Annotated in this window: 19 protein-coding genes; 12 read left to right on the forward strand and 7 right to left on the reverse strand. The window is 40.3% G+C overall.

Going from position 1 to position 22,076, the window contains the following annotated elements:
• Nucleotides 1–16 precede the first annotated feature (16 nt).
• Nucleotides 17–1,852, forward strand: coding sequence for a translational GTPase TypA (typA, locus tag FTU34_RS00265; protein ID WP_111884800.1), 1,836 nt, complete (start codon nt 17–19; stop codon nt 1,850–1,852).
• Between the two features lie 290 nt (nt 1,853–2,142).
• Complete coding sequence (gene mscL, locus FTU34_RS00270; RefSeq protein ID WP_078192339.1) at nt 2,143–2,574, forward strand: large conductance mechanosensitive channel protein MscL; 432 nt, start codon at nt 2,143–2,145, stop codon at nt 2,572–2,574.
• 38 nt (nt 2,575–2,612) lie between these two features.
• Here the strand turns inward: mscL and FTU34_RS00275 are convergent, their stop codons facing one another.
• The 3 genes from FTU34_RS00275 to mutM all read right to left on the reverse strand — a co-directional run bounded on the left by FTU34_RS00275 (nt 2,613) and on the right by mutM (nt 4,314).
• Nucleotides 2,613–2,987 carry a hypothetical protein gene (locus FTU34_RS00275; protein ID WP_005007840.1) on the reverse strand — a complete coding sequence of 125 codons (375 nt, stop codon included), beginning with the start codon at nt 2,985–2,987 and terminating at the stop codon, nt 2,613–2,615.
• A gap of 197 nt (nt 2,988–3,184) precedes the next feature.
• Nucleotides 3,185–3,463 (reverse strand): peptidylprolyl isomerase, encoded by a 279-nt coding sequence (locus tag FTU34_RS00280; protein WP_078192338.1) that lies wholly within the window; start codon nt 3,461–3,463, stop codon nt 3,185–3,187.
• On the reverse strand, nt 3,460–4,314 hold the full coding sequence (gene mutM / locus FTU34_RS00285) for a bifunctional DNA-formamidopyrimidine glycosylase/DNA-(apurinic or apyrimidinic site) lyase (protein ID WP_078192337.1): 855 nt from the start codon (nt 4,312–4,314) through the stop codon (nt 3,460–3,462). The genes FTU34_RS00280 and mutM overlap by 4 nt, the downstream gene beginning before the upstream one ends.
• Nucleotides 4,315–4,703: 389 nt before the next feature.
• Here mutM and FTU34_RS00290 point away from each other — a divergent pair, with 389 nt between their 5' ends.
• From FTU34_RS00290 to FTU34_RS00305, 4 genes are all read left to right on the forward strand, one after another.
• Entirely contained in the window at nt 4,704–5,987 is a 1,284-nt protein-coding gene (locus tag FTU34_RS00290) for a carbohydrate porin (protein WP_180034560.1), read from the forward strand.
• Nucleotides 5,988–6,005: 18 nt separating this feature from the next.
• Entirely contained in the window at nt 6,006–8,147 is a 2,142-nt protein-coding gene (locus tag FTU34_RS00295) for a TonB-dependent receptor (protein WP_180034559.1), read from the forward strand.
• Between the two features lie 12 nt (nt 8,148–8,159).
• Nucleotides 8,160–9,275 (forward strand): NADH:flavin oxidoreductase/NADH oxidase, encoded by a 1,116-nt coding sequence (locus FTU34_RS00300; protein ID WP_180034558.1) that lies wholly within the window; start codon nt 8,160–8,162, stop codon nt 9,273–9,275.
• Nucleotides 9,276–9,356: 81 nt separating this feature from the next.
• Nucleotides 9,357–10,286 (forward strand): AEC family transporter, encoded by a 930-nt coding sequence (locus FTU34_RS00305; RefSeq protein ID WP_180034557.1) that lies wholly within the window; start codon nt 9,357–9,359, stop codon nt 10,284–10,286.
• Nucleotides 10,287–10,358: 72 nt separating this feature from the next.
• On the opposite strand, the gene FTU34_RS00310 is transcribed toward FTU34_RS00305, so the two are convergent.
• Nucleotides 10,359–11,165 carry a tetratricopeptide repeat protein gene (locus FTU34_RS00310; RefSeq protein ID WP_180034556.1) on the reverse strand — a complete coding sequence of 269 codons (807 nt, stop codon included), beginning with the start codon at nt 11,163–11,165 and terminating at the stop codon, nt 10,359–10,361.
• A gap of 249 nt (nt 11,166–11,414) precedes the next feature.
• Here FTU34_RS00310 and FTU34_RS00315 point away from each other — a divergent pair, with 249 nt between their 5' ends.
• Nucleotides 11,415–11,660, forward strand: coding sequence for a hypothetical protein (locus FTU34_RS00315; protein ID WP_078191141.1), 246 nt, complete (start codon nt 11,415–11,417; stop codon nt 11,658–11,660).
• Nucleotides 11,661–11,867: 207 nt separating this feature from the next.
• Nucleotides 11,868–13,052 (forward strand): sorbosone dehydrogenase family protein, encoded by a 1,185-nt coding sequence (locus FTU34_RS00320; RefSeq protein ID WP_180034608.1) that lies wholly within the window; start codon nt 11,868–11,870, stop codon nt 13,050–13,052.
• An 85-nt stretch (nt 13,053–13,137) separates the two neighbouring features.
• Here the strand turns inward: FTU34_RS00320 and FTU34_RS00325 are convergent, their stop codons facing one another.
• The 3 genes from FTU34_RS00325 to FTU34_RS00335 all read right to left on the reverse strand — a co-directional run bounded on the left by FTU34_RS00325 (nt 13,138) and on the right by FTU34_RS00335 (nt 16,709).
• On the reverse strand, nt 13,138–13,623 hold the full coding sequence (locus FTU34_RS00325) for a hypothetical protein (protein WP_180034555.1): 486 nt from the start codon (nt 13,621–13,623) through the stop codon (nt 13,138–13,140).
• 137 nt (nt 13,624–13,760) lie between these two features.
• On the reverse strand, nt 13,761–14,492 hold the full coding sequence (locus tag FTU34_RS00330) for a folate-binding protein YgfZ (protein ID WP_180034554.1): 732 nt from the start codon (nt 14,490–14,492) through the stop codon (nt 13,761–13,763).
• A gap of 117 nt (nt 14,493–14,609) precedes the next feature.
• The gene (locus FTU34_RS00335; protein ID WP_180034553.1) at nt 14,610–16,709 is read right to left on the reverse strand and encodes a multicopper oxidase family protein; all 2,100 of its coding nucleotides are present in this window, start codon (nt 16,707–16,709) and stop codon (nt 14,610–14,612) included.
• Nucleotides 16,710–17,300: 591 nt separating this feature from the next.
• Here FTU34_RS00335 and acnD point away from each other — a divergent pair.
• The 4 genes from acnD (at nt 17,301) to FTU34_RS00355 (ending at nt 21,993) form a co-directional block, all read left to right on the forward strand.
• A complete protein-coding gene (acnD, locus tag FTU34_RS00340; protein WP_180034552.1) occupies nt 17,301–19,919 on the forward strand; it encodes a Fe/S-dependent 2-methylisocitrate dehydratase AcnD in 2,619 nt (872 codons plus the stop codon).
• 172 nt (nt 19,920–20,091) lie between these two features.
• On the forward strand, nt 20,092–20,628 hold the full coding sequence (locus FTU34_RS00345) for a hypothetical protein (RefSeq protein ID WP_218948978.1): 537 nt from the start codon (nt 20,092–20,094) through the stop codon (nt 20,626–20,628).
• Nucleotides 20,629–21,129: 501 nt separating this feature from the next.
• Nucleotides 21,130–21,585, forward strand: coding sequence for a hypothetical protein (locus tag FTU34_RS00350; protein WP_180034551.1), 456 nt, complete (start codon nt 21,130–21,132; stop codon nt 21,583–21,585).
• Between the two features lie 192 nt (nt 21,586–21,777).
• Complete coding sequence (locus FTU34_RS00355; RefSeq protein ID WP_111884814.1) at nt 21,778–21,993, forward strand: hypothetical protein; 216 nt, start codon at nt 21,778–21,780, stop codon at nt 21,991–21,993.
• The last annotated feature ends 83 nt before the right edge of the window (nt 21,994–22,076 follow it).

Genomic DNA, 22,076 nt, shown 5'->3' on the forward strand with positions numbered 1-22,076 from the left:
GGCGTATCGAATTCACATGTCAGATATTAAAACTCTCCGTAACATTGCCATCATCGCGCACGTCGACCATGGTAAAACTACTCTTGTAGACAAACTTTTACAGCAATCAGGTGCTCTTGGCGATCGCGCAGGCGAGATCGAACGTGTAATGGATTCTGGCGCTATTGAAAGTGAACGTGGTATTACCATTCTTGCAAAAAACACTGCAATCAAATGGTTAGACAAGCGTACTAACACTGAATACCGTATCAATATCGTGGATACCCCGGGACACGCCGACTTCGGTGGTGAAGTAGAACGTGTAATGTCAATGGTTGACTGCGTACTTCTTCTTGTTGACTCTCAAGAAGGCCCAATGCCACAAACTCGTTTTGTAACGCAAAAAGCGTTCGCACGTGGTTTGAAACCAATCGTAATTATTAACAAAGTCGACAAGCCAAACGCTCGTCCAGACTGGGTAATTGACCAAGTATTCGATTTGTTCGACAACCTTGGTGGTTCTGACGAACAGTTAGACTTCCCAGTTGTATATGCTTCAGGTCTTCGTGGTGTGGCTGGTCCATCTCCAGAAGAACTTGCTGAAGACATGACTCCATTGTTCGAAACAATTGTAGACATCGTTGAACCACCAGCGGTTGACGTTGACGGTCCATTCCAAATGCAAGTGTCTTCACTTGACTATAACAGCTTCGTAGGTGTTATCGGTGTTGGTCGTATTCAACGTGGTTCAGTGAAATTAAACACTCCTGTAACTGTAATCGACAAAGACGGTAAAACACGTAACGGTCGTATCTTAAAAATCATGGGTTACCATGGTTTAGAGCGTATCGATGTTGAATCAGCTTCTGCTGGTGACATCGTTTGTGTAACGGGTATTGATGAACTTCATATCTCTGACACAATCTGTGATCCAAAAGCAGTTGAAGCTTTACCTGCACTTTCTGTAGACGAACCTACAGTATCGATGACTTTCCAAGTAAACAACTCACCGTTTGCTGGTAAAGAAGGTAAATTCGTAACTTCACGTAATATCCGTGAACGTCTAGATCGCGAATTGATTCACAACGTAGCATTACGTGTTGAAGATACTGACAGTCCTGACCGTTTCAAAGTATCTGGTCGTGGTGAGCTTCACCTTTCAGTTCTTATTGAAAACATGCGTCGTGAAGGCTTTGAAATGGGCGTATCACGTCCACAAGTAATCATCAAAGAAATTGATGGTGAAAAACAAGAGCCATACGAAAACGTAACGTTTGACGTTGAAGAGCAGCACCAAGGCGCTGTAATGGAACAAATGGGTCACCGTAAAGGTGAAATGACCAATATGGAAGTTGACGGTAAAGGCCGTATCCGTATTGAAGCAACAGTTCCTTCACGTGGTTTGATTGGTTTCCGTTCTGAATTCTTAACTATGACTTCAGGTACAGGTATCATGACTTCAAGCTTCTCGCACTACGGTCCAATGAAACAAGGTACTGTTGCGAAACGTCAAAACGGTGTGTTGATTTCTATGGTTCAAGGTACTTGCTTGGGCTATGCACTATTCAGCTTACAAGACCGTGGCCGTCTATTCGCTAAACCTCAGTTAGAAGTTTATGAAGGTATGATCGTTGGTATTAACTCGCGTTCAGACGACATGACTGTTAACCCAACTAAAGCGAAACAGTTAACTAACGTACGTGCTTCTGGTACTGATGATGCGTTGACTCTCGTTCCGCACATTGAATTTACGCTTGAACAAGCGCTTGAATTTATTGAAGACGACGAATTAGTTGAAGTAACGCCTAAGTCAATCCGTATCCGTAAACGCTGGTTGACTGAAAACGAACGTAAACGTAACCGTAACGGTTAATTTTACAGTTTCAAAAAAACCGCTGACTTAGGTTAGCGGTTTTTTTATGCATGGGTGTTTTGAGTAAAAATGCAAAAATTGAATGACTTTATTCATTTAATTCGACATGCATAATTTTGATAAATCCTTTTTAATAGAATGTATTACCAAAATCAAAAATGTTTTGTGTGAATTTTTATACATGGCATTTAGAATCTAATAAAAACCAAGTAAATTAGGTGGAAATAGTTATACAGATATAATGTATACTTCGTCACAAAATTAAAGCTGAAAAAATTTCTGGAGATCACATGAGTATTATTCAAGAATTTAGAGAATTTGCCGTAAAAGGCAACGTGATGGACTTGGCTGTCGGTGTCATCATTGGTGGTGCTTTCGGTAAAATCATCGATTCCATGGTAAAAGACATTATCATGCCTTTTATTTCTTGGATCCTTGGTGGTGACGTTGATTATTCAAATTGGTTCTTAGTATTGGGCGATAACCCAAACAATTTAACCACGCTAAAAGCAGCACAGGATGCAGGCCTTAATGTTTTGGCTTACGGTAACTTCCTAACCATCTTAATCAACTTCTTGCTTTTGGCATGGGTCGTATTCTGGTTAGTGAAATTGATGAACAAATTGCGCCGTCAAAAAGTTGAAGAGCCAGCTCCAGAGGCGACTCCAGAAGATATCGAATTACTTCGTGAAATTCGTGATGAATTAAAACGTAAAGGTTAATCCTTTAGCAGTGAAAACGGCGCTTAAAGCGCCATTTTTTATTGTGAATTTTGTTGAGGCGTCATTTTCATAAACTTAGGTTCTGATGTCGAAAAAACAATGCCATTTCGAATGCCTGTAAATACTTCATTTGCTTCTTCAGGCGATTCGGGTGCGCAGGCTTGTTGACCTAATATAAATAAGACTAAAGGGTGATTTTTGGATAATTTGCTAATTTGCTGTATCGCATCATACCATTTTGATTCATCGTTACGATTCCCATCTAAATCTAGTGCCAACTGGACTTCACCATGAGGGTTCATATCTTGATCATCATATAATGCTTGGATAAGTGCATGCTTTCGTTCACCTCGAATGATTGTAAAATCTGTTGTATCGACAGTGCCAAGACGAAAATAGTTGTAATAGCCCAATGGAATGTCCTTTATTTATTATTAAGTAGAATTGATTTAGTGCAATGTTATCTGGTTGCTATGATTTATATTATATGATTGAAAACCGCCAGCCAATGTTCTGAACGATTGAAAAAAATACTGGGATTATGTGCTTTAAGATGAAAAGCACATATTCGCGATATACTCGTTATAGCATGTTCAATGTGGGTGCTATGTTACATCCGAAACTTAATTTCTAATAAATGCCAGCCAAATTGGCTTTTGATCGGACCATGCAGTTCACGTTCGGGTAGGGTAAATACCGCCTTATCAATTGGACCAACCAGTTGGCCTTTTTTAATGTCGCCAAGCTCACCGCCTTTTTTACCCGAAGGGCATGTCGAATGCTGCTTTGCAATTTTGGCAAAGTCCGCACCGCCTTTGATTTTCTTTTTCAGTTGCTCACATAGTTCTTTATCTTTGACTAATATGTGGCGAACAATCGCAGACTTCATGCTTTATTTCCTTTCACGGTTTTCTTAGTCAGCATTTTAACCTTTTTTAAAGGCTGACACTCTGGGCAAAACACCGATGCACGTTGCCCTAGTTTGATATTTTGCAAGATGGTTTCACAGTTGATGCACATTTCACCGGCACGTCCGTAGGCGAGCAGAGTTTGTTGGAAATAACCATTTTCGCCCATCGCATTGGTGTAATCACGTAACGTCGAACCGCCTAAATCAATTGCCTGTTTTAAAATACGTTTGATTTCGATGACCATTTTTTCAACTTGTTCAAAACTCAAACTTGATGCAGGCTGCGCAGGGTGTATGCCTAAGTTAAATAAGCTTTCCGTTGCATAGATATTGCCGACACCAACCACAATATGATTGTCCATGATCGATACTTTGATACTGGTCTGCTTATTTTTAAATTTTTGGAATAAGTATTCAGCATTAAAGTCATCACTCAGCGGTTCAGGGCCAAGCGTGTCAATCAGTTTGCTTTGAGACGATGCATCTAACCATAAAATACAGCCAAAACGTCGTGGATCGTGATAGCGTAATTGCATATCTTCAAAATGAATCACCAGATGATCATGCTTTCGTAATGCTTCATCACCTTCACAAATCCGAAAACTGCCAGACATGCCCAAATGCCACAGCATGCAGTCATGTTCAAATTCAGCCAAAATATATTTTGATCGACGGCTGAGCTGAAGCAGCTTTTGACCGACGAGTTTTTGAATGTCGTCAGGAATAGGCCAACGCAGGCTCGACTGAAAAACCTCAACTTTGAGAACCTTTTCATTCAATAATGGCAATAAACTGGTTTTAGTGGTTTCTACTTCTGGTAATTCAGGCATAAAGGTCGAAGCAATGGATCATTCAAGTTATGCATACTATTGGGTCTAGCCCTACATAATGCAAGTTTCATCGCGGCCTAAGGGAGTGTATGAATAGGTTATTGATTATTAATTGTGAGAATAATAAACCAACAAGTCACAATAATGAGTTTGAAAAAGCGATCAGAAGTTAAACAATTGAATTAATAGATATATAAGATATTGAAAAATAATCACTAAAAATATTGCATAACAATAGATTTATTTAAAGTCACTTATTGATAAATTAAAGTTTGGTGAATGATAAAAATAATGCTGAGATAGAACGTGAAAAATTATGTAATTTTTGTGACATTAGATTTCAAGCCATGTGGCTTGTCTAGAGACTCTCTCCAGATTTAGGTTTTACCATGAAAAAATACAGTCTAGCTCTTCTACCTGCATTTGTTGCAGCAGCCATGACACATGTTCACGCCACAGAAGCATTCGACACTAAAGGTCAGTACATGCTCGGGGATTGGGATGGTAAACGTAACGAACTTGCACAACAAGGTGTGAAGTTTGAGGCCAATATTGCTGCTGATGCTGCCTATCTTGCCGATGGCGGTCGTAATCCGGGACATTCAGCAACGGTAGCCAGCCAATTGTGGTTAGGAACACAGCTTGATATGGAAAAACTTGCAGGTTGGGATGGCGTGACTGTGCGTGCTGTAATGACTGCTCGTCAAGGTCAAAGTACCTCAGTTCGTGATTTGCAAGGGGATGTTCCTCAATTGGCAAATGCACAAGCCAATTTTGGCCGTGGTAACCAAGACAGCCGCTTAACTGAACTATCGATTGAAAAGAATTTCAAAGAACAAGGCATTAGTGTAAAAGCCGGTCGTTTAGGTCTAGGTATGGACTTTAACGTGATGGCATGTGACTTTGCCAGCACCTCATTTTGTGCAGCGCAAATGGGTAAATGGCAAGGTTCTATGTGGATGAATACTCCAGTTTCACAATGGGGTGGACGTGTGAAATACCAAGCAACGCCAGAACTTGCGGCACAAGTCGGTGTTTACGAATTTAACCCTGACAATGGTAATGCCAAAGCAGAAGGTCAAGGTTGGAGTCTAGATACAGATCATGCTGATGGCGTAACCATTCCCGTAGAATTGGTTTGGACACCAAAATCATTGGTCAATGGCTTACCGGGGAGCTACCGCTTTGGTGCGTTGTACAACACCGCAGATAATGCTGAAAACCAATTTGATATTGCTAAAGGAAAGGTCGATGGAAAAGGGGTAAGCCCTGAAGATCGTACCTTTGGTGGTTGGATTGCGATTGAGCAACAGTTAACGTCTACAGGTGAAGGCAAACGTGGTTTGCATAGCTTTGCCAATTTTACTTGGCATGATCGTGTCACCACAAAAGTTGATAACTCACAGCAGCTGGGTTTGAAATACATTGGATTGGCCGATCGTTTACCAAACGATATGGTTGGCTTGGGCGTGAACCGTGTGCATGTCAATAATCGACTTTCTGCTGAGAAATTTGATGCAAGTGCAGAATATAATGTCGAGTTGAACTATAGTCATAACCCTACGAAATGGTTGATGATTCGTCCAAGTTTACAATATGTGATTAACCCAGGCTCAACAAATCGAGTTGATGATGCTTTCCTAATTGGTTTAAGCTCTAAGGTAATCTTCTAATGTTAAAATAGGTGCTCTATGCAAAGTAAATTTAACGTCACATCATTTAAGACACATTTACTTTGCCTGACGGCATGTATTAGCCAACAGTTGTATGCAGAAACAGGTTCTACGGAACCTGTTTTACTTCCTGAGATTACCATTGAAGCACCACGAACCAATACCACGTGGTTAAAAACACCTGCATCGGTATACCGTGTACAGCAAGCTGAAAATAATAACAATACGGGTGTGAATCTGTCTGAAACCTTAAAAGGTGTGCCCGGACTACAACTGAATAACCGTGAAAACTATGCACAAGACTTGCAACTGTCTATGCGAGGCTTTGGCGCTCGTTCAACATTTGGTGTGCGTGGTATCCGTTTATATGTTGATGGAATCCCTGCGACCATGCCGGATGGTCAGGGACAGACGTCAAACATCGATATGAGTAGCTTAAATCATATCGAGGTATTGGGCGGGCCATTTTCTTCTTTATATGGCAACTCTTCGGGTGGGGCGATCTTAACAACAACCAAGCAAGGCACAGGAAAAGACTCTATCGAACTTGGTTATTCGGGCGGCAGTCATCATAAAAGTCGTGCTGACATTGTGCTGCAAGGTGGCTCAGAACAGGCCAATGAACCTAGCTATGTCGTGAGTTCTTCTTATTTTGAAACCGATGGCTACCGTGATCATAGTGCCGCAAATAAAGTACTTAGCAATGCAAAACTGACGTGGGATTTGGATGATGGTTCCAAGGTCAATTGGATTGTGAATCATGTGGATATCAATGCCGATGATCCACAAGGTCTGAATCGGGAGCAATTGCGTCAAAATCCGAAACAGGTCAATGATGCCAATAATACCTATGATGTACGTAAGGAAATTAGCCAAACTCAAACGGGCTTAACGTGGAAAAAACCATTGAATGATCAGCATGAACTCAATGCAATGGTGTATATGGGGCAACGTGATGTGGTGCAGTATCAGTCCATCCCCAAAAATCCACAAAATAATGCGCGCCATGCAGGTGGTGTGATTGATTTTAGCCGTGATTATTATGGAACAGATATTCGCTGGACAGGCAAAGACCTCTTGCCGAATACGCGTTTTACTGCAGGTCTTGCCTTTGATTATATGGATGAAGACCGTAAGGGCTATGAAAATTTTGATGCCAATGGAAATTTTGGCAAGAAAGGCAATATTCGTCGAAATGAAAATAACACCTTGTGGAATTTAGACCCCTATGTACAAGCTTCGTGGAATTTTTTACCCAATTGGACTTTAGATACAGGGCTACGATATAGCAATGTTCATTATGAATCTGATGATAAATATGTCGTGGGTTTAAATAAGGATGACAGCGGTAAAACTGACTATGACAAAGTTTTACCTTCAGCAGCATTAAGTTGGAATATTGCGCATCAACTGAATGCCTATGTCAGTTATGCCAAGGGTTTTGAAACACCCACCTTTACAGAAATGGCCTATTCTAAAGATGACGGCATGAATTTTGATTTAAAACCGGCCAGTAGCGATAACTACGAGCTTGGGCTTAAATCACAAAATGCATGGGGGAATTTCACGGCAGCAGTGTTCCAAAGCAAAACTCAAGATGACATCGTTTCTGCTGGGACAGAGGAAGGGCGTGCAACCTATAGAAATGCCGATAAAACCTTACGTGAAGGTGTTGAGCTTTCGTGGAATAAACAGCTATGGCGAGATTTAAGTGCGCAAGCAAGTTACAGTTATATCGATGCCACATTTGATGCTTTTGTTCCAGAAATACCGAATCCTACAGATCCAGCGAAACCTAAAGCGTCATCTATTAGATCGGGTGCGAAAATTCCGGGTATTGCCAAAAACCAAGCGTTTGCCGCACTGAATTGGCAGCCAGATATTGGCTTTAATGCCGGCCTAGATGTGCGCTATATGGATAAAGTCTATGTCGATGATGCCAACAGTGATGCTGCGTCGAGCTATACCGTGGTTTCTGCCAACGCAGGTTATGTATGGAAACAAGCAGATTGGAAAGTTAAAACCTATGTACGTGCAGATAATTTGTTTGATGAAAACTATGTCGGTTCAGTGATCGTCAATGATGGAAACGGACGCTTCTTTGAACCCGCGGATGGGGTGAATTGGAGTGCAGGATTAAGTGTGACCAAAGCCTTCTAAAAGGAGAGTGATGTGGCGTTGTTATTTCAACCAATTCAGTTTGGAACATTGGGGCTGAGTAATCGAATCGTGATTGCACCCATGTGTCAATATTCTGCCAATGAGCAAGGGGAGTTAAGCTATTGGCATGAGCAACAATGGGCGAACTATGCCTTGTCAGGTGCTGGACTTTGTATCGTCGAAGCAACGGCTGTACAGGCAGAGGGGCGCATTAGCTATGCAGACCTCGGCCTTTGGAATGATATGCAACGCGCACAGATGAAGGCACTATTGGCCAAGGTGAAATCACTTTCACCTATGCCATTTGCTATCCAACTGGCACATGCGGGTCGTAAGGCATCGACAGATAAACCGTGGGCAGGACGTGGACAATTACCCCCAGATCATCCTCAAGGATGGCAAACCGTGTCAGCCAGTGAGTTGCCCTTTAATGCCACAGATCATGCACCCCATGCTTTAAGCCGAGATGAAATCCAACAGATCATTCAAGACTTTGCCGATTCAGCAAAACGTGCGGTAGATGCAGGCTTTGATTTAATTGAGCTACATGCTGCACATGGTTATTTGCTGCATCAATTTATGTCGCCATTGTCGAATCGGCGTAGCGATGAATATGGCGGCAGTCTGGAAAATCGCATTCGGCTGACGCTTGAAGTGTTCCAAGCCATGAAAAATGCCGTTCCTGAAGATTATCCAATTGGGGTACGTATTTCCGCAACTGATTGGATGGAATATACTGAAGTACCGAGTTGGGATCTAGACTCGGCTGTTGGTTTGTCAAAAGCGCTTGCACAACTAGGCACAGCCTATATTCATGTTTCTAGTGGCGGCTTAGATGTTGCGCAAAAAATTCAATTACAAGCCAGTTATCAAGTGCCTTTTGCTGAAGCCATTAAGCAAGCCGTTCAGGTTCCCGTAATTGCTGTGGGTTTAATTACCGAAGCAATGCAAGCCGAAGGCATTTTACAATATGGCATGGCAGATGCGATTGGCCTTGCTCGTGCAATTCAATATGACCCGCGTTGGCCATGGCATGCCGCTGCTGAACTCGGTGAAAATTTAAAAATTTCTCCGCAGTACTTACGCTGTCAGCCGCATGCACAAAGAAGTCAATTTACGGCTTTCTAATCTTCAAAATTTATAGAGGTCCGATCTACACTCTCAGATTGAGGGTGTGGATAGAAGAGTCTATTACACAGGATATTTCGTATGGTCTTTGAGGTGATTGGTCCAATCTTTTTTCTTTTGGCCTTGGGATATCTGTCTGTAAAATGCAGTTTATTGAGTAAAGAACAGGTCGGAACCATTGGTGCATTTGTGATTAAGATTGCACTGCCGGCTTTGTTTTTTCAGTCATTAGCTTCTAAAGATTTGCATCAAATTTGGTATCCTAGCTATTTCTTTGTTTATACCGGAGTCACATTTTTATTGTATGGCATGGCCTATTGGCTATTGTCGACACATTTTAAAAATAATATGTCGCAAACAGCGGTACTGTCACTAGGTGCTGGCATGTCAAATACAGGCTTAATTGGCACTGCAGTCCTAAGCTTATTGGTCGGTCAAAATGCGATGACCTATACCTCATTAATCGTCATTATTGAAAGTGTGCTACTGATTCCAACGGTGCTGGTTCTTGCACAATTAGGAAGTTCACAGCAAAAAGCCAATATTGGCGACATCATCAAAAATACCTTAATGACCCTGTTAAAAAATCCACTCTTTGCAGGGGTAATGTTAGGAATTGGGTTTGCAATTTTCCAAATTCGTTTACCTCATCAAATCAATGATGTACTGGCGATGTTAGGTCAAACGGCTTCACCACTGGCGCTGTTTGCAATTGGTGGAGGGATTGTCGGTATGAGCTTAAAGTATGTGAATGCTCAGAGCTTCTATTTGGTGATTTCAAGCAACTTGGTGATGCCTTTACTGACTTATTTGGGCTTATGCTATTTGACCGATGTCAGCCAAGAGATGTTATATGCAGGGACGATTATTGCCGCATTACCGATGCCGACAATTTTTGCCATGCTAGGACAAGTGTATGGCTTAAATGAAAAGACCTTAACGCCTTTGTTGATGAGTACTATCTTGGGCTTTGTCGTAACAGGTGTATTAATCAGTCTGTGGTGGGCGTGATTTTGATCAGCTCAAGATTTGCTTAAACCCATGAAAAAGCCCTGTATGTGCAGGGCTTTTTTTAATGCTTAATTAACTCTTTTTCGCATTGGCTTTAGGTGCTTTGGCTTGTTCAGCAATCATTTTATCCACGGTTGCCAAAGATTCTTTGGCTTGGGGAATATTTTCTTTGGCTAATGCACTAAATATTTTTTTAGCTTCAGGCAAATTTTGCGGGATGATATTGCCATTTACAAACATATTGCCCACCGCCATCAATGCAGGGACATAACCTTTTTTCGCTAACTCTTGAATGCTATTTAGACCTTGCTGAATAGGCTTTTCATTTTTAGATTTAAAGCCAGCACTGATGTCATAAAGTGCTTTGGCATGAATCGCAGGGTAGTTGCCTTTTTTAATCAGCGGATCAAGTTTACTGAGTGCCAATTTATCTGACTCAGGTTTATTTTCTGCAAAAAGTAAAATGGCATAGTCGATGGAGGCATCTTCAAAACCTGCCGAAGATGCGCGTTCTAAATATTGTTTGGCCTTGTTGGTGTCTTGTTTTAAGCCCAGTGTGCCCGTTGCATAATTTTTACCTAACACATAGTTAGCAACTGGGTAGCCTTTGGCTGCAGCCTGTTCATAGAGTTGGATGGCTTTTTTCTCATCCTTCGCTACGCCTTGACCTGTTTGAGTAAGATAGCCCAAATTATAAATGGCCTGAGCATTACCTTTTGCTGCAAGCTTGCTTAGTGTTTGGTAGGCGCCATTCATATCTTTGGCCTTGACCATGGCTTCCACTTTAGCAAATTCAGGATCGACGGCATCTGTTTTAGTTTCAGCAAAAGCGAATTGAGTGCTCATTGCCAAAATGCTTGCAAGTAGGATTTTTTTCATCTTGAAACCTTTTGTAAATCATACACATAATTCCGTTTATGTGTTTTGGTGGTTATTTTTGTCGGTTTTTACATCATAGGTAGATTTACGTAAATGTAAAGTGAGGAATTGTGATTTAAAGCGTTTTTATAAAATAATGTTGATTGCCGTTAGCACTTTAAATGCCATGACTTTATTGCATCAAAAGCCTTTGCAAAAAAGCAGGACTCTGATTTAATCGCGCATTGTTATTTTCTCAGAGGCAGCGCGATGTTTATTAAAGGCATTAAACGCAATTACGATAAAATTAATGCAGATGAATCGATTGCAGATGAAGATAAAATCGATGCGCTTTTGATGAAACTGGGCGCAGAGTTTTTAGTCAGTAAAGAGGATCGTGTTTATATTTTCAAAAAAGGCGATTTAGAAGCTAAATTTGATGCCAAACATGCGCGCGCCTATCATTTTAAAGAATATGTATGCAAAGACATGAATAAGTTGTTTCATGGATTTTGATTAAAATCATGATTTAAAAACGAAGACGTGAGGGGGAATAAAGTTCCTCCTTATTTTTGACTGTTGTGTACTGCACCAGCGTATATGATTTAAAAAACCTTAATTTTCAAAATTATAATATTTTCTAAAAATATAAATTGAATAAAATAGATACAAGGCGTCTATGATGAATACAGATATACATGATTCATTGAGATGTATTTAAATATGATAAAAATAAGTGCCATCTTGATCCTTAGTTTCGTTTGTTCAATGACCAGTTGGGCGCAACAACCCAAGCTTGTTCCGCATCCAATCCATTTAAAAAATGGCAAGCAGTTTTCTTTAAATTTGCCTGCAAATTTCGAGATCATTCCTGCTGCTGAAGGTCTCAAACGGGTACGCTTTTTTGCGCAAGCACCTGATCGCAGAATGTTTGTCACGGATATGTATGATCTAACAGATAATAAAAAAGGTACTGTATATATATTGGATGATTGGAATGCTGACACCGGTAAATTTGGCAAAATCATTCCTTATCTGACCGGTTTGAGAAATCCAAATTCAGTTCAGTTTTATACTGATGCTCAAGGACAGGATTGGCTCTATTTGGCGGAAACGGACCAACTGACACGGCAAAAATTTAGTAGAGGAGAAACTCAGCCTTCGAGTAAGGCTGAAGTTTTAGCGACATTTCCAGATTATGGTTTGAGTTATAAATACGGCGGTTGGCACCTGACTCGGACGATTGCTATTGGTGGGAATGGAAAAGTTTATGTGTCGGTTGGTTCGAGTTGTAACGCCTGTGTAGAAAAAGAAAAAGTACGAGCCTCCGTCATTGAGATGAATCCTGATGGTTCAGAGCAACGGATTTATGCGACAGGTTTGCGTAATGCTGTTGGGCTAAAATGGATCGGCAGATTTCTATTTGCAACTAATCAAGGTTCTGATCATTTGGGAAGTAAAAAGCCAGATGAAACTTTTTATGCGTTAAAACGGGATATCGATTATGGCTGGCCCGCATGTTATTCATGGCAGGGCAAAGTATTAGCGGATCCTAAATTTAAACGTGCATCTGGCTGTAAAAATGTTCCATCGCCCTATACTTATTTCCCTTCGCATTCCTCAGCACTGGGTTTTGATTATTTTGATCATCCAGACACAGATGACACCATCAAAAATTCTTTTTTAGTGGCCTTGCATGGCTCTACCGAAGAAGCGATTGGCCATGGCTATCAAATTGCAATTATGCGTAAAGGACAAAAACTTGAAACCTTTATGAATGGCTTTTTAGTCGGGAAAACGGTAATTGGGCGACCTGCTGATATTTATAAGATCGATGAAAAATCTTTTTATTTTTCGGATGATCGGGCAGGGGTGATTTATTATGTGAGGGAAAAAATGAGTGATTAAAAAGCCAAAGTCTTTAGGCTTTGGCTGTGGGTTTGATGTTATAAAATATGATCATTAATGAGAGAGGATTCTAACTCTTCTATTTCTATGTTTGCTGTAGAGTTTCTTTTAAAATTTTTCTAAAACGTAAGAACATAATTAACTCAATAAAATTTAAACCAAAGCCCCAAGGCAAAGTTCCAGCTGTATTGAATTTTATTGACGTGTTGTAGCCTATATGTGCTTTTGGTAGATAGAAAAAAGAATCAGGAGTTGCTTCTATGTAAAAACCAAAAATAAGTGCAATATTTGGAATATATAAAAAATAAGGCGTACATATAAGGAAGATCAAACTAAAACTTATCCATTTTAGGGTTATTAAACCTTTAATGTTTTGTTTCCAGTAAAGATAACTGCCAGAAATTGTAATGATAAGTTGAAGAAGGAACAGTAGATAAATAATATTGTTAATTGAGAACAGATTAAGAAAACCAATAAAATAAAATATCATTAAAACTGCTAATATTGAAAAACCACCATAGTAGAGTGCAATTAACTTATGCTTTGGGTCTTGAAATTGTGTCTGATGCATCGTTATATAGTTTATTGTTAAAATTCGGAGTGCATTTTAGTTTAAAAATAGTCAAATTAATATGATGAATTTTAAAATTTAAAACTTAGATTTGTTATAAAAGAAGATAGCTAAATGTAGCTATCTTCTGAATTTATTTAAGCTGACTGCGGACGTGCCACATCACCATTCAATGCATCAGGCAAGGCTAAAACTGTCACATCTAACTCTTCTAAAGCTTCTGGGCGTGCCACAACTAAAGCTACATAACCATTTTCTACAGCCGCGCTATTGACCACTTGTACGCCTTTATTCAGCTGTTCGCCTTGTGCAGGCGCAGTTCCTGTGCCTTGAATTGCATGCAACCAAGCTTTTGGTTTGGCTTTAAACCATAAACGTGCAATCACTTCCTGACCCAAATAACAACCTTTGTCATAGTGGACGCCTTCACGCTGATGTAGACGTAACTCTTGCGGTTGGAACACATGTTCAATGGCTTGGTCAATATAGGCCTGACCCGCTTGAATCGCTTGAACTTCCCATGCTGCAACATCCGTCGGTTCCGAAGCAAATGTCGTTTCATCACCGACTAAACTAGGAAAAACTGCACCAGTTTCTTCAAGTTTCATCTTAGAAAATGCACCATATTTTTTAATATGTTTGGCAAATTCTTCGGCTTGATCTGCTGTAGTGACAATAGAAAAACTTTCAGCACTGTGTTTGGTGAGCCATAAACCAAAATGAATACGGCCTTTGAGGTCGCAGATTGCGGTATAACGTGTTGCATTTTCTTCAAGGCGTTCAACATGCAAAGTCACTTGCCCTTGTAGAAATTTTTGTGCATCGACACCGTTGAGAGAAAAAGATGTGAATGCCATAGACGTTGTCATGACCAGCCTCAGTATAAATTTTAGATATCATTAATCATGTTATTTTGCAGCAAGCCGCAGTGTTAGGCAAACAAAAAGCCCATATTGATATGGGCTTTTGTACAGCAGAGATCGGTCTTAGTGATTGTGTGTAGGCATATCGCTTGCAGTCATATCCATAGTGGAATGATGCGAAGGCGGTTCACTATTACAATCATATTGATCGCCACAAATACGCACGGTTTCCATCATGCCTTGATCTTCATGGTCTAAAATATGGCAGTGCAGAACGAAGTCGCCTTCAAATTTTTCGTACTTACTGCGTACAAAGATTTTATAGCCCTGTTTGACGAAGAGCGTATCTTTCCAAACGCCTTTCATTCCATGATATTGCGAGTCAATATTACCCGCACCATCTTTATCTGAGCTGCCGATCGCACTGACATCGACACCATTTTCATTCAATATTTTCACGACTTGGAATGGATTGACATGAATATGGAAGGGATGACTGGCAACATTACTGCTTAACTCCCACTCTTGAGTTTGCCCGATTGGAAGCTTGCGGACATAGCTATGGTGGGTATGGTCTTCATCATGGTAGGCATCGCTAAAGCTGATCAAGGTACCTTCTTCGGCATGACGAATACCAAATTTAAAGCTGCCATCTGTATTGAACAGAATGTCAAAGTTGGTGATTTGCTTCGCCATCGTTTTGAGCATTTCATCGACTTCAGCAGTCATTAAACTCGCATGAGAGATAAAGGCTGATAAATCACCCTGTTCGAGCTGCGCAATCACTTCTGGTGCCAGTTTTAGTTGGGTGGCCTGACTTTTTAAGAAGTTAAACGGCGTTTGCTGCGGTAGTTGAGTTGCTTGCACATTGACCCAACCGAGGAGCTGTGTATTGAGTTTTTCTTCTGGTGCGCGACGAAGTAACGGACTTGATTCAGGCGCATTAATTTCATCTTCTAGATTCAGCTTGGTATCGTATACACAGTATTTATTGGTGGTCGGGAAAGAGAGCATGGCATCAAAACGATAACCCGGTTGAAAAATTTCAATCCCGTGCATTTGGATTTTCCCCATGGTCAAGCCGTCTTGTGCAAGGGTATATAACGGTAATGTTTTCAGCGTTTTAAACTCTGAAGACATCGACTTGCTTTGATACTTTTGACATTCGCTCAGGGTTTGCTCTGCGGTAAAGAGCGCAGAATCAGGCAGTTCTTTGATGGTCAAACCAATGGTGTCACGGATACCGCCGTGAATCATGCGCCAGCGGTGGTATTGGTTCTGATCCACCTTCATTTCACCAAACATTTTGCCATTGATACTGGTAAAACGATTTTCATCGGCCCAAGAGGTTGGTATATCGAGTTTTGAATAATCTTCTAAGCTATAGATGCAGGGTGTACCATTCACTTGGCTTAAATTGCTGTCGCAATCTTCATTGTATTGAATCTGCTGGAATAGCATGATTTTTTCATGGTCATACTGCTGGGTTTTTTGATTTTTCCATAAGATGTCCAAATCTCCAGTCTGCTGAATTTGCCCCTGACGAATGACAGGTTTCCGCTCTCCCTCAATAATCAAAGGGCCAGCCATGCCACTTGAGACCTGAATCGCGGTTGAACCATGCACATGTGAGTGATACCAAAATGTTCCCGCAGGATGATTCGGTTCGATCTTAAATTCGTAATGAAAATCTTGCTGAGGTTTTAAGCTCAAAAATACGTTGTCACTATTTCCTTGCGGGCTAACCCAAAGACCATGTGTATGTAAATTTGTAGTGTTAAAACAGTTCCCTTGGTTAATATTGGTCACTGGACTTGGACAGGTCTCTGTCGATTCAACAGGGAGATGATTGACCAGATGAATTTTTAAATTGTCACCTTGTTTCGCACGAATTTGTGGGCCAACCAACACATCCGAAACACTGCTATTGGTATTTTTCGAGTTCCAGAGTTCAGGTCTAGTCAGATAGCCTCTGACCTGTAATAGGTCATTTTCACCCGTTTCAGGGTCGTATAAGGCTTGGCGTTTATACGCTATCAGCAGTTCATGCTCACCTTGTGCATTGACCTTCAAACGTGGTGGATTCGAGACGACAGTAGGTGAGTCCGCTTCCTCTTCTTGAATCGTCGAATCTGTTGTCGATTGGTCGTTGTCGCCACAGGCAATGAAGCTGAGACAGCTTAAGAGGCAGCCAGCCCCAATGATGGTTTTAAATTTTGTCATGATCTTTCCCCCAAAGCATAATGACGGTAGAACAGTAGTCGCTGATTTATTTAGCTAAGGTTTTGTAAATATTGTGATTATTTTGGCGAGTACAGCGAATTACTGTGCTTGTATGTCGTGCTTTTATTATCTGAGAGAGGGGTGATTCGACGCTATCCCTGCAAATAGGGATAAATTGAGAATTAAGATAAAATAAATAATAAAACCGTGTTTTGATTCACATTGTGGCTTTGAGGCGCAATGAGCTAATTAAGTAATTTAATGCCTTGATTATTAAATACTAAAATTGATAAGACTGATTTTTAACCAATTTGGTTGATATTTAGATTAAATATTATGCAGTGCAATTTACCTTAGACTAAAGAATGAGGCGGATTTGCAGCTATTTTTCAAAAAAATTCACATTTAGAGCGAATATTCCAAAGTTAGTGTAACTAAATATTTCAAAAACCCCTGTTTTTATATTTAACCCTATGAAATATATGAGATTTGGGAAATGGGTTTTCGGCAGTGTAGTATGCCTATCGAACAAAGATGAATTGTCTATGAAAAAGACAACGCAAAAAATGAAAGACCGAGGGCAGGAACGCTATGAACAACAACTACCGTAAACCGCTGCAAGGCACCCAGCTAGAATACTTCGATGTACGCCAAGCCGTAGAAGATATTCAGCCAGGCGCATACGCAAAACTCCCATATACATCTAAAGTCCTTGCAGAGCAGTTGGTTCGTAAATGCGACCCTGCAATCTTAGAACAGTCTTTAAAAGAACTGATTAACCGCAAACAAGACCACGATTTCCCTTGGTACCCTGCACGTGTGGTGTGCCATGACATCTTAGGTCAAACAGCCTTGGTTGACCTTGCAGGCTTGCGTGATGCGATTGCAGACCAAGGCGGTGACCCGTCAAAAGTCAATCCTGTTGTTCCAACGCAGCTGATTGTTGACCATTCTCTAGCTGTAGAGTTTGGCGGTTTTGACCCAGATGCATTTGAGAAAAACCGCGCGATTGAAGACCGTCGTAACGAAGACCGTTTCCATTTCATTGAATGGACCAAAACAGCCTTTGAAAATGTCGATGTGATCCCTGCGGGCAACGGCATCATGCATCAAATCAACTTGGAGAAAATGTCTCCAGTGATTCAAAACCGTGATGGTTTAGCATTCCCTGATACCTGTGTGGGTACAGACTCACATACACCGCATACTGATGCATTGGGTGTGATTTCTGTCGGTGTCGGCGGTCTAGAAGCTGAAAACGTGATGCTCGGCCGTGCATCTTGGATGCGTCTGCCCGACATCATTGGTGTAGAGCTTGTCGGTCAGCGTCAAGCAGGCATTACCGCAACTGACATCGTGTTAGCGCTTACAGAATTCTTGCGTAAAGAACGTGTCGTCGGTGCTTATTTAGAGTTCTTCGGTGAAGGTGCAGACAGCATGTCTGTAGGTGACCGTGCAACGATCTCGAATATGACCCCTGAATATGGCGCAACGGCTGCGATGTTCTACATCGACCAAAACACCATTGATTACCTGACATTGACAGGCCGTGAAGCGGATCAAGTGAAATTGGTTGAAACCTATGCCAAAGAAATTGGTCTTTGGGCGTCGGATATGACAGCGGCAGAATACCCGCGTGTACTACGTTTTGATTTATCACAAGTCACTCGTAATATTGCAGGTCCATCGAATCCACATGCACGTGTATCAACCGCTGATTTAAAAGCGAAAGGCATTGCAGGTAACTTAGAAGCAGCACGTGCGCAAGAAGCTGAAGGTTTAATGCCTGATGGCGCAATCATCATTGCAGCAATCACCTCATGTACAAACACTTCTAACCCACGTAATACCGTGGCAGCAGGCTTACTTGCACGTAAAGCTAATGAGTTAGGACTTGTGCGTAAACCTTGGGTGAAATCATCTTTTGCACCGGGTTCTAAGGCTGCGGCTTTATACCTCGAAGAAGCTGGTGTACTCGGTGATTTAGAAAAACTGGGCTTTGGTATCGTGGCGTATGCATGTACCACGTGTAATGGTATGTCAGGTGCTTTAGATCCAAAAATCCAACAAGAAATTATTGATCGTGATTTGTACGCAACTGCGGTACTTTCAGGTAACCGTAACTTTGACGGCCGTATCCATCCATACGCAAAACAAGCATTCTTGGCTTCTCCACCTTTAGTTGTGGCGTATGCAATTGCAGGGACGATTCGTTTTGATATCGAAACCGATTCACTGGGCAATGACAAAGACGGTAATCCAATTTACTTAAAAGACATTTGGCCGTCTGATGCTGAAATTGATGCATTGGTGAAAAAAGCGGTGAAGCCTGAACAGTTTAAGAAAGTGTATATCCCAATGTTTGATTTGGGTGAGCGTGAAAAAGCGGCAAGCCCGTTATACGACTGGCGTCCGCAAAGTACTTATATCCGCCGTCCGCCGTATTGGGAAGGGGCTTTGGCTGCACCGCGTACACTTGCGAAAATGCGTCCGCTTGCGATTCTACCTGACAACATCACCACAGACCATTTATCGCCTTCAAATGCGATCATGATGGATTCGGCTGCGGGTGAATACCTGCATAAAATGGGCGTGCCAGAAGAAGACTTTAACTCATACGCAACCCACCGTGGTGACCATTTGACTGCACAGCGTGCGACATTTGCCAACCCGAAATTGTTTAATGAAATGGTGGTTCGCTCTGACGGTACGATCAAGCAAGGTTCAAAAGCGCGTGTAGAGCCTGAAGGCGAAGTGATGCGTATGTGGGAAGCAATTGAAACTTACATGAACCGTAAGCAACCGCTGATCATTATTGCAGGTAAGGACTACGGTCAAGGTTCGAGCCGTGACTGGGCTGCCAAAGGTGTGCGCCTTGCAGGTGTAGAAGTGATTGTGGCGGAAGGTTTTGAGCGTATTCACCGTACTAACTTGGTGGGTATGGGTGTGTTACCGCTTGAGTTTAAAGCAGGGACTGACCGTAAAACTTTGAAGCTGGATGGTACTGAGCTTTATAGCGTGATTGGTAATATTGCACCGCGTTCTGATTTAACTTTAGTGATTGAACGATCTACGACTGATGGCAAAAATGAAATCATTAAAGTGCCTGTAACGTGCCGTTTGGATACCGAAGAAGAAGTACATGTGTATGAAGCGGGTGGTGTATTGCAACGCTTTGCACAGGACTTTTTAGAAGGGAATGTGGCTTGATGTAATTCTTTAATCCTCCCCTTATGGAATATATTCCCACCTTTGAAAAAGGAGGGAGTTCCCCTCTTTTAAAAGATGAGAAATATTACTTCGCAAGGGGGAGATTAAAGTTATTGATATTGTTTAAAAAAGATCCTACATTTATGTGGGGTTTTTTAATAGATTAATTACAATGAAAATACTTAAAGATGATTTAAATTTTTTAATAAACATATCTGAAGAATTTTTTATGCAAGAAGATATTGTTAACAAATTAAATGGGTTTGTAGAGAATCAGATTAAAGGGTGGGAAATATGGCTTCAGGTTGAATTTGCTTTGTTTTTATTTAATCATACGGATGTGTCTGAAGTTGAAAGAGAAAAACGATATGAGTTAGATAAGCGGATGTCTAAAGATAAGGATATTTGCTCTATTGACTTTATGATCAGACAGAAACGAAAGCAAAGTTCAATACCTCTAGAAATTAAACAACATGAAAATGCGTCACATTGCATTAGGTATATGTTAAAAGATATCGAAAAATATGAAAAAGTTAGAGGATCTAGTACCACAACTGGTCGTTCACTTTGGTGTTTAGGTGTGCATCCAACTGTGGAAGAGGAATATTTAAATAAATTAATTAATGAAAATAAATTTAGAGATATAAATTCTGATTATATTTTTTCAAAAAATATTGAGGGTACTGATTTTAGTTTTACTTTAATTTGATGGCATTGTTTATTGGAAAAGAAGTATCTGTGAATGAAGTGGGTGGTTACTGCAATGCTATACACAGGACTTCTTGGAAGTGGAATAGCTTGATGTGATTCTTTTAATCTACACCCTTGCGATGCAATGCATCTTATCTTTGAAAAAGGAGGAAGTTTGCAATTCTTTTAAAAGAAGGGAGGAGGGAGATGAAACTTGTTGATATTGTTTAAAACGCTCTAGTGTAAATTGGGGCGTTTTTATTTTGTGGTTGAAAATGGAAAAATATCTAGATGTTGATGGGGTAACTCAGGCATATTTGCTTATCGGATATGTGATACATATATAAGAGTAAATTCGATAGCATATTTAAAATTTATATTTATAGTATTCGTAGTACAGGAGCTAATCTACTAGACAAAATTTAGTGAATAGCCAGGAATATAAGGGGTTTACACTTATATATTATGAAACATACAAAAAATGTATAAATAATTTATTAAAAATATTATAGAAGGTAATATGGGAAATAAGGAAATTTTTAAAAAAGTTTTAGAGTTAGAAGTTGCTATAAATGATTATTTTTTAAAACTAAATGAACACAGTATTTGGCTTTTTCTAGCAATAATTGGATGGCTTGGCATTCCTGAAAAATATGGAAATATAAAAATATTGGCTTTAGCTGGTATCATCATTTTCTTTTTTTCATTACTTTCTAAATCTAAAGCTTGGATACTTGCTGGGAAAAAGTCTTTTAAAAATTTGATTTTGCAATATAGACGTGAAATTCAAACAAACAGTTTGTCTAAATTTAAAAAGGATAGAGCGTTATCTAAGTTGGATAACATAGAAAATCAGTATTTTAATTTTAGAAAAAAGGGTTTGAGTATTTTTTATAAAAATTATTGTTTCTTCTTTACCGTCATATTTTTGGGTTTAGTGATAATTACAGAATTTTATAGTCATAAAATTGGATGAAATTAGGATAAATTAGCATTGATTAAAATGTTTGGAAAAACCAGTCTCATTTGATCAGCTATTTTAAGGTTTTGGTGCAGATGCCAGATGACTTTATTGCAAATGGATAATTGGCTCAGCAAATCTCTGTAAACCCACCAAAATTTCCATTCGAAATTATGCTTTGCCTAAATGCCATTATCAATTGTCGAAATGACCAATAGACATTCATCACAAGAGGGTTATACTGAATCTACCATTTCTAAAAACACATGGAGAACAAAAATGGTTACTGCTGGTCAAAAACCCGGAACAGGCTTCTATTTTTGTGTTCAATGCGGACACCGCGTCTACTTAGAAATTGGTACTGATCGTTTACCACCGTGTACCAAATGCCAAGGCAATCAATTTAACAATAAGAATGCCTAAGCTGCAAAACACTAACAGTTATCCGCTGTTTAGAAAGAAAAGCCCTATCACTCGATAGGGCTTTTTGCTAACGTATAACACAG

It is taken from the genome of Acinetobacter sp. YH12094 (genome assembly GCF_013419295.1).
GTDB classification, from domain to species: domain Bacteria; phylum Pseudomonadota; class Gammaproteobacteria; order Pseudomonadales; family Moraxellaceae; genus Acinetobacter; species Acinetobacter amyesii.

Bases quoted from the DNA above. Each gene is read 5' to 3' on its own strand.
- FTU34_RS00320 (WP_180034608.1), top strand. From the start codon at position 11,868: ATGATAAAAATAAGTGCCATCTTGATCCTTAGTTTCGTTTGTTCAATG.
- mutM (WP_078192337.1), bottom strand. From the start codon at position 4,314: ATGCCTGAATTACCAGAAGTAGAAACCACTAAAACCAGTTTATTGCCA.
- FTU34_RS00335 (WP_180034553.1), bottom strand. From the start codon at position 16,709: ATGACAAAATTTAAAACCATCATTGGGGCTGGCTGCCTCTTAAGCTGT.
- FTU34_RS00290 (WP_180034560.1), top strand. From the start codon at position 4,704: ATGAAAAAATACAGTCTAGCTCTTCTACCTGCATTTGTTGCAGCAGCC.
- FTU34_RS00345 (WP_218948978.1), top strand. From the start codon at position 20,092: ATGAAAATACTTAAAGATGATTTAAATTTTTTAATAAACATATCTGAA.
- FTU34_RS00330 (WP_180034554.1), bottom strand. From the start codon at position 14,492: ATGACAACGTCTATGGCATTCACATCTTTTTCTCTCAACGGTGTCGAT.
- FTU34_RS00280 (WP_078192338.1), bottom strand. From the start codon at position 3,463: ATGAAGTCTGCGATTGTTCGCCACATATTAGTCAAAGATAAAGAACTA.
- acnD (WP_180034552.1), top strand. From the start codon at position 17,301: ATGAACAACAACTACCGTAAACCGCTGCAAGGCACCCAGCTAGAATAC.
- FTU34_RS00350 (WP_180034551.1), top strand. From the start codon at position 21,130: ATGGGAAATAAGGAAATTTTTAAAAAAGTTTTAGAGTTAGAAGTTGCT.
- FTU34_RS00305 (WP_180034557.1), top strand. From the start codon at position 9,357: ATGGTCTTTGAGGTGATTGGTCCAATCTTTTTTCTTTTGGCCTTGGGA.
- FTU34_RS00295 (WP_180034559.1), top strand. From the start codon at position 6,006: ATGCAAAGTAAATTTAACGTCACATCATTTAAGACACATTTACTTTGC.
- FTU34_RS00355 (WP_111884814.1), top strand. From the start codon at position 21,778: ATGACCAATAGACATTCATCACAAGAGGGTTATACTGAATCTACCATT.
- FTU34_RS00315 (WP_078191141.1), top strand. From the start codon at position 11,415: ATGTTTATTAAAGGCATTAAACGCAATTACGATAAAATTAATGCAGAT.
- mscL (WP_078192339.1), top strand. From the start codon at position 2,143: ATGAGTATTATTCAAGAATTTAGAGAATTTGCCGTAAAAGGCAACGTG.
- FTU34_RS00325 (WP_180034555.1), bottom strand. From the start codon at position 13,623: ATGCATCAGACACAATTTCAAGACCCAAAGCATAAGTTAATTGCACTC.
- typA (WP_111884800.1), top strand. From the start codon at position 17: ATGTCAGATATTAAAACTCTCCGTAACATTGCCATCATCGCGCACGTC.
- FTU34_RS00310 (WP_180034556.1), bottom strand. From the start codon at position 11,165: ATGAAAAAAATCCTACTTGCAAGCATTTTGGCAATGAGCACTCAATTC.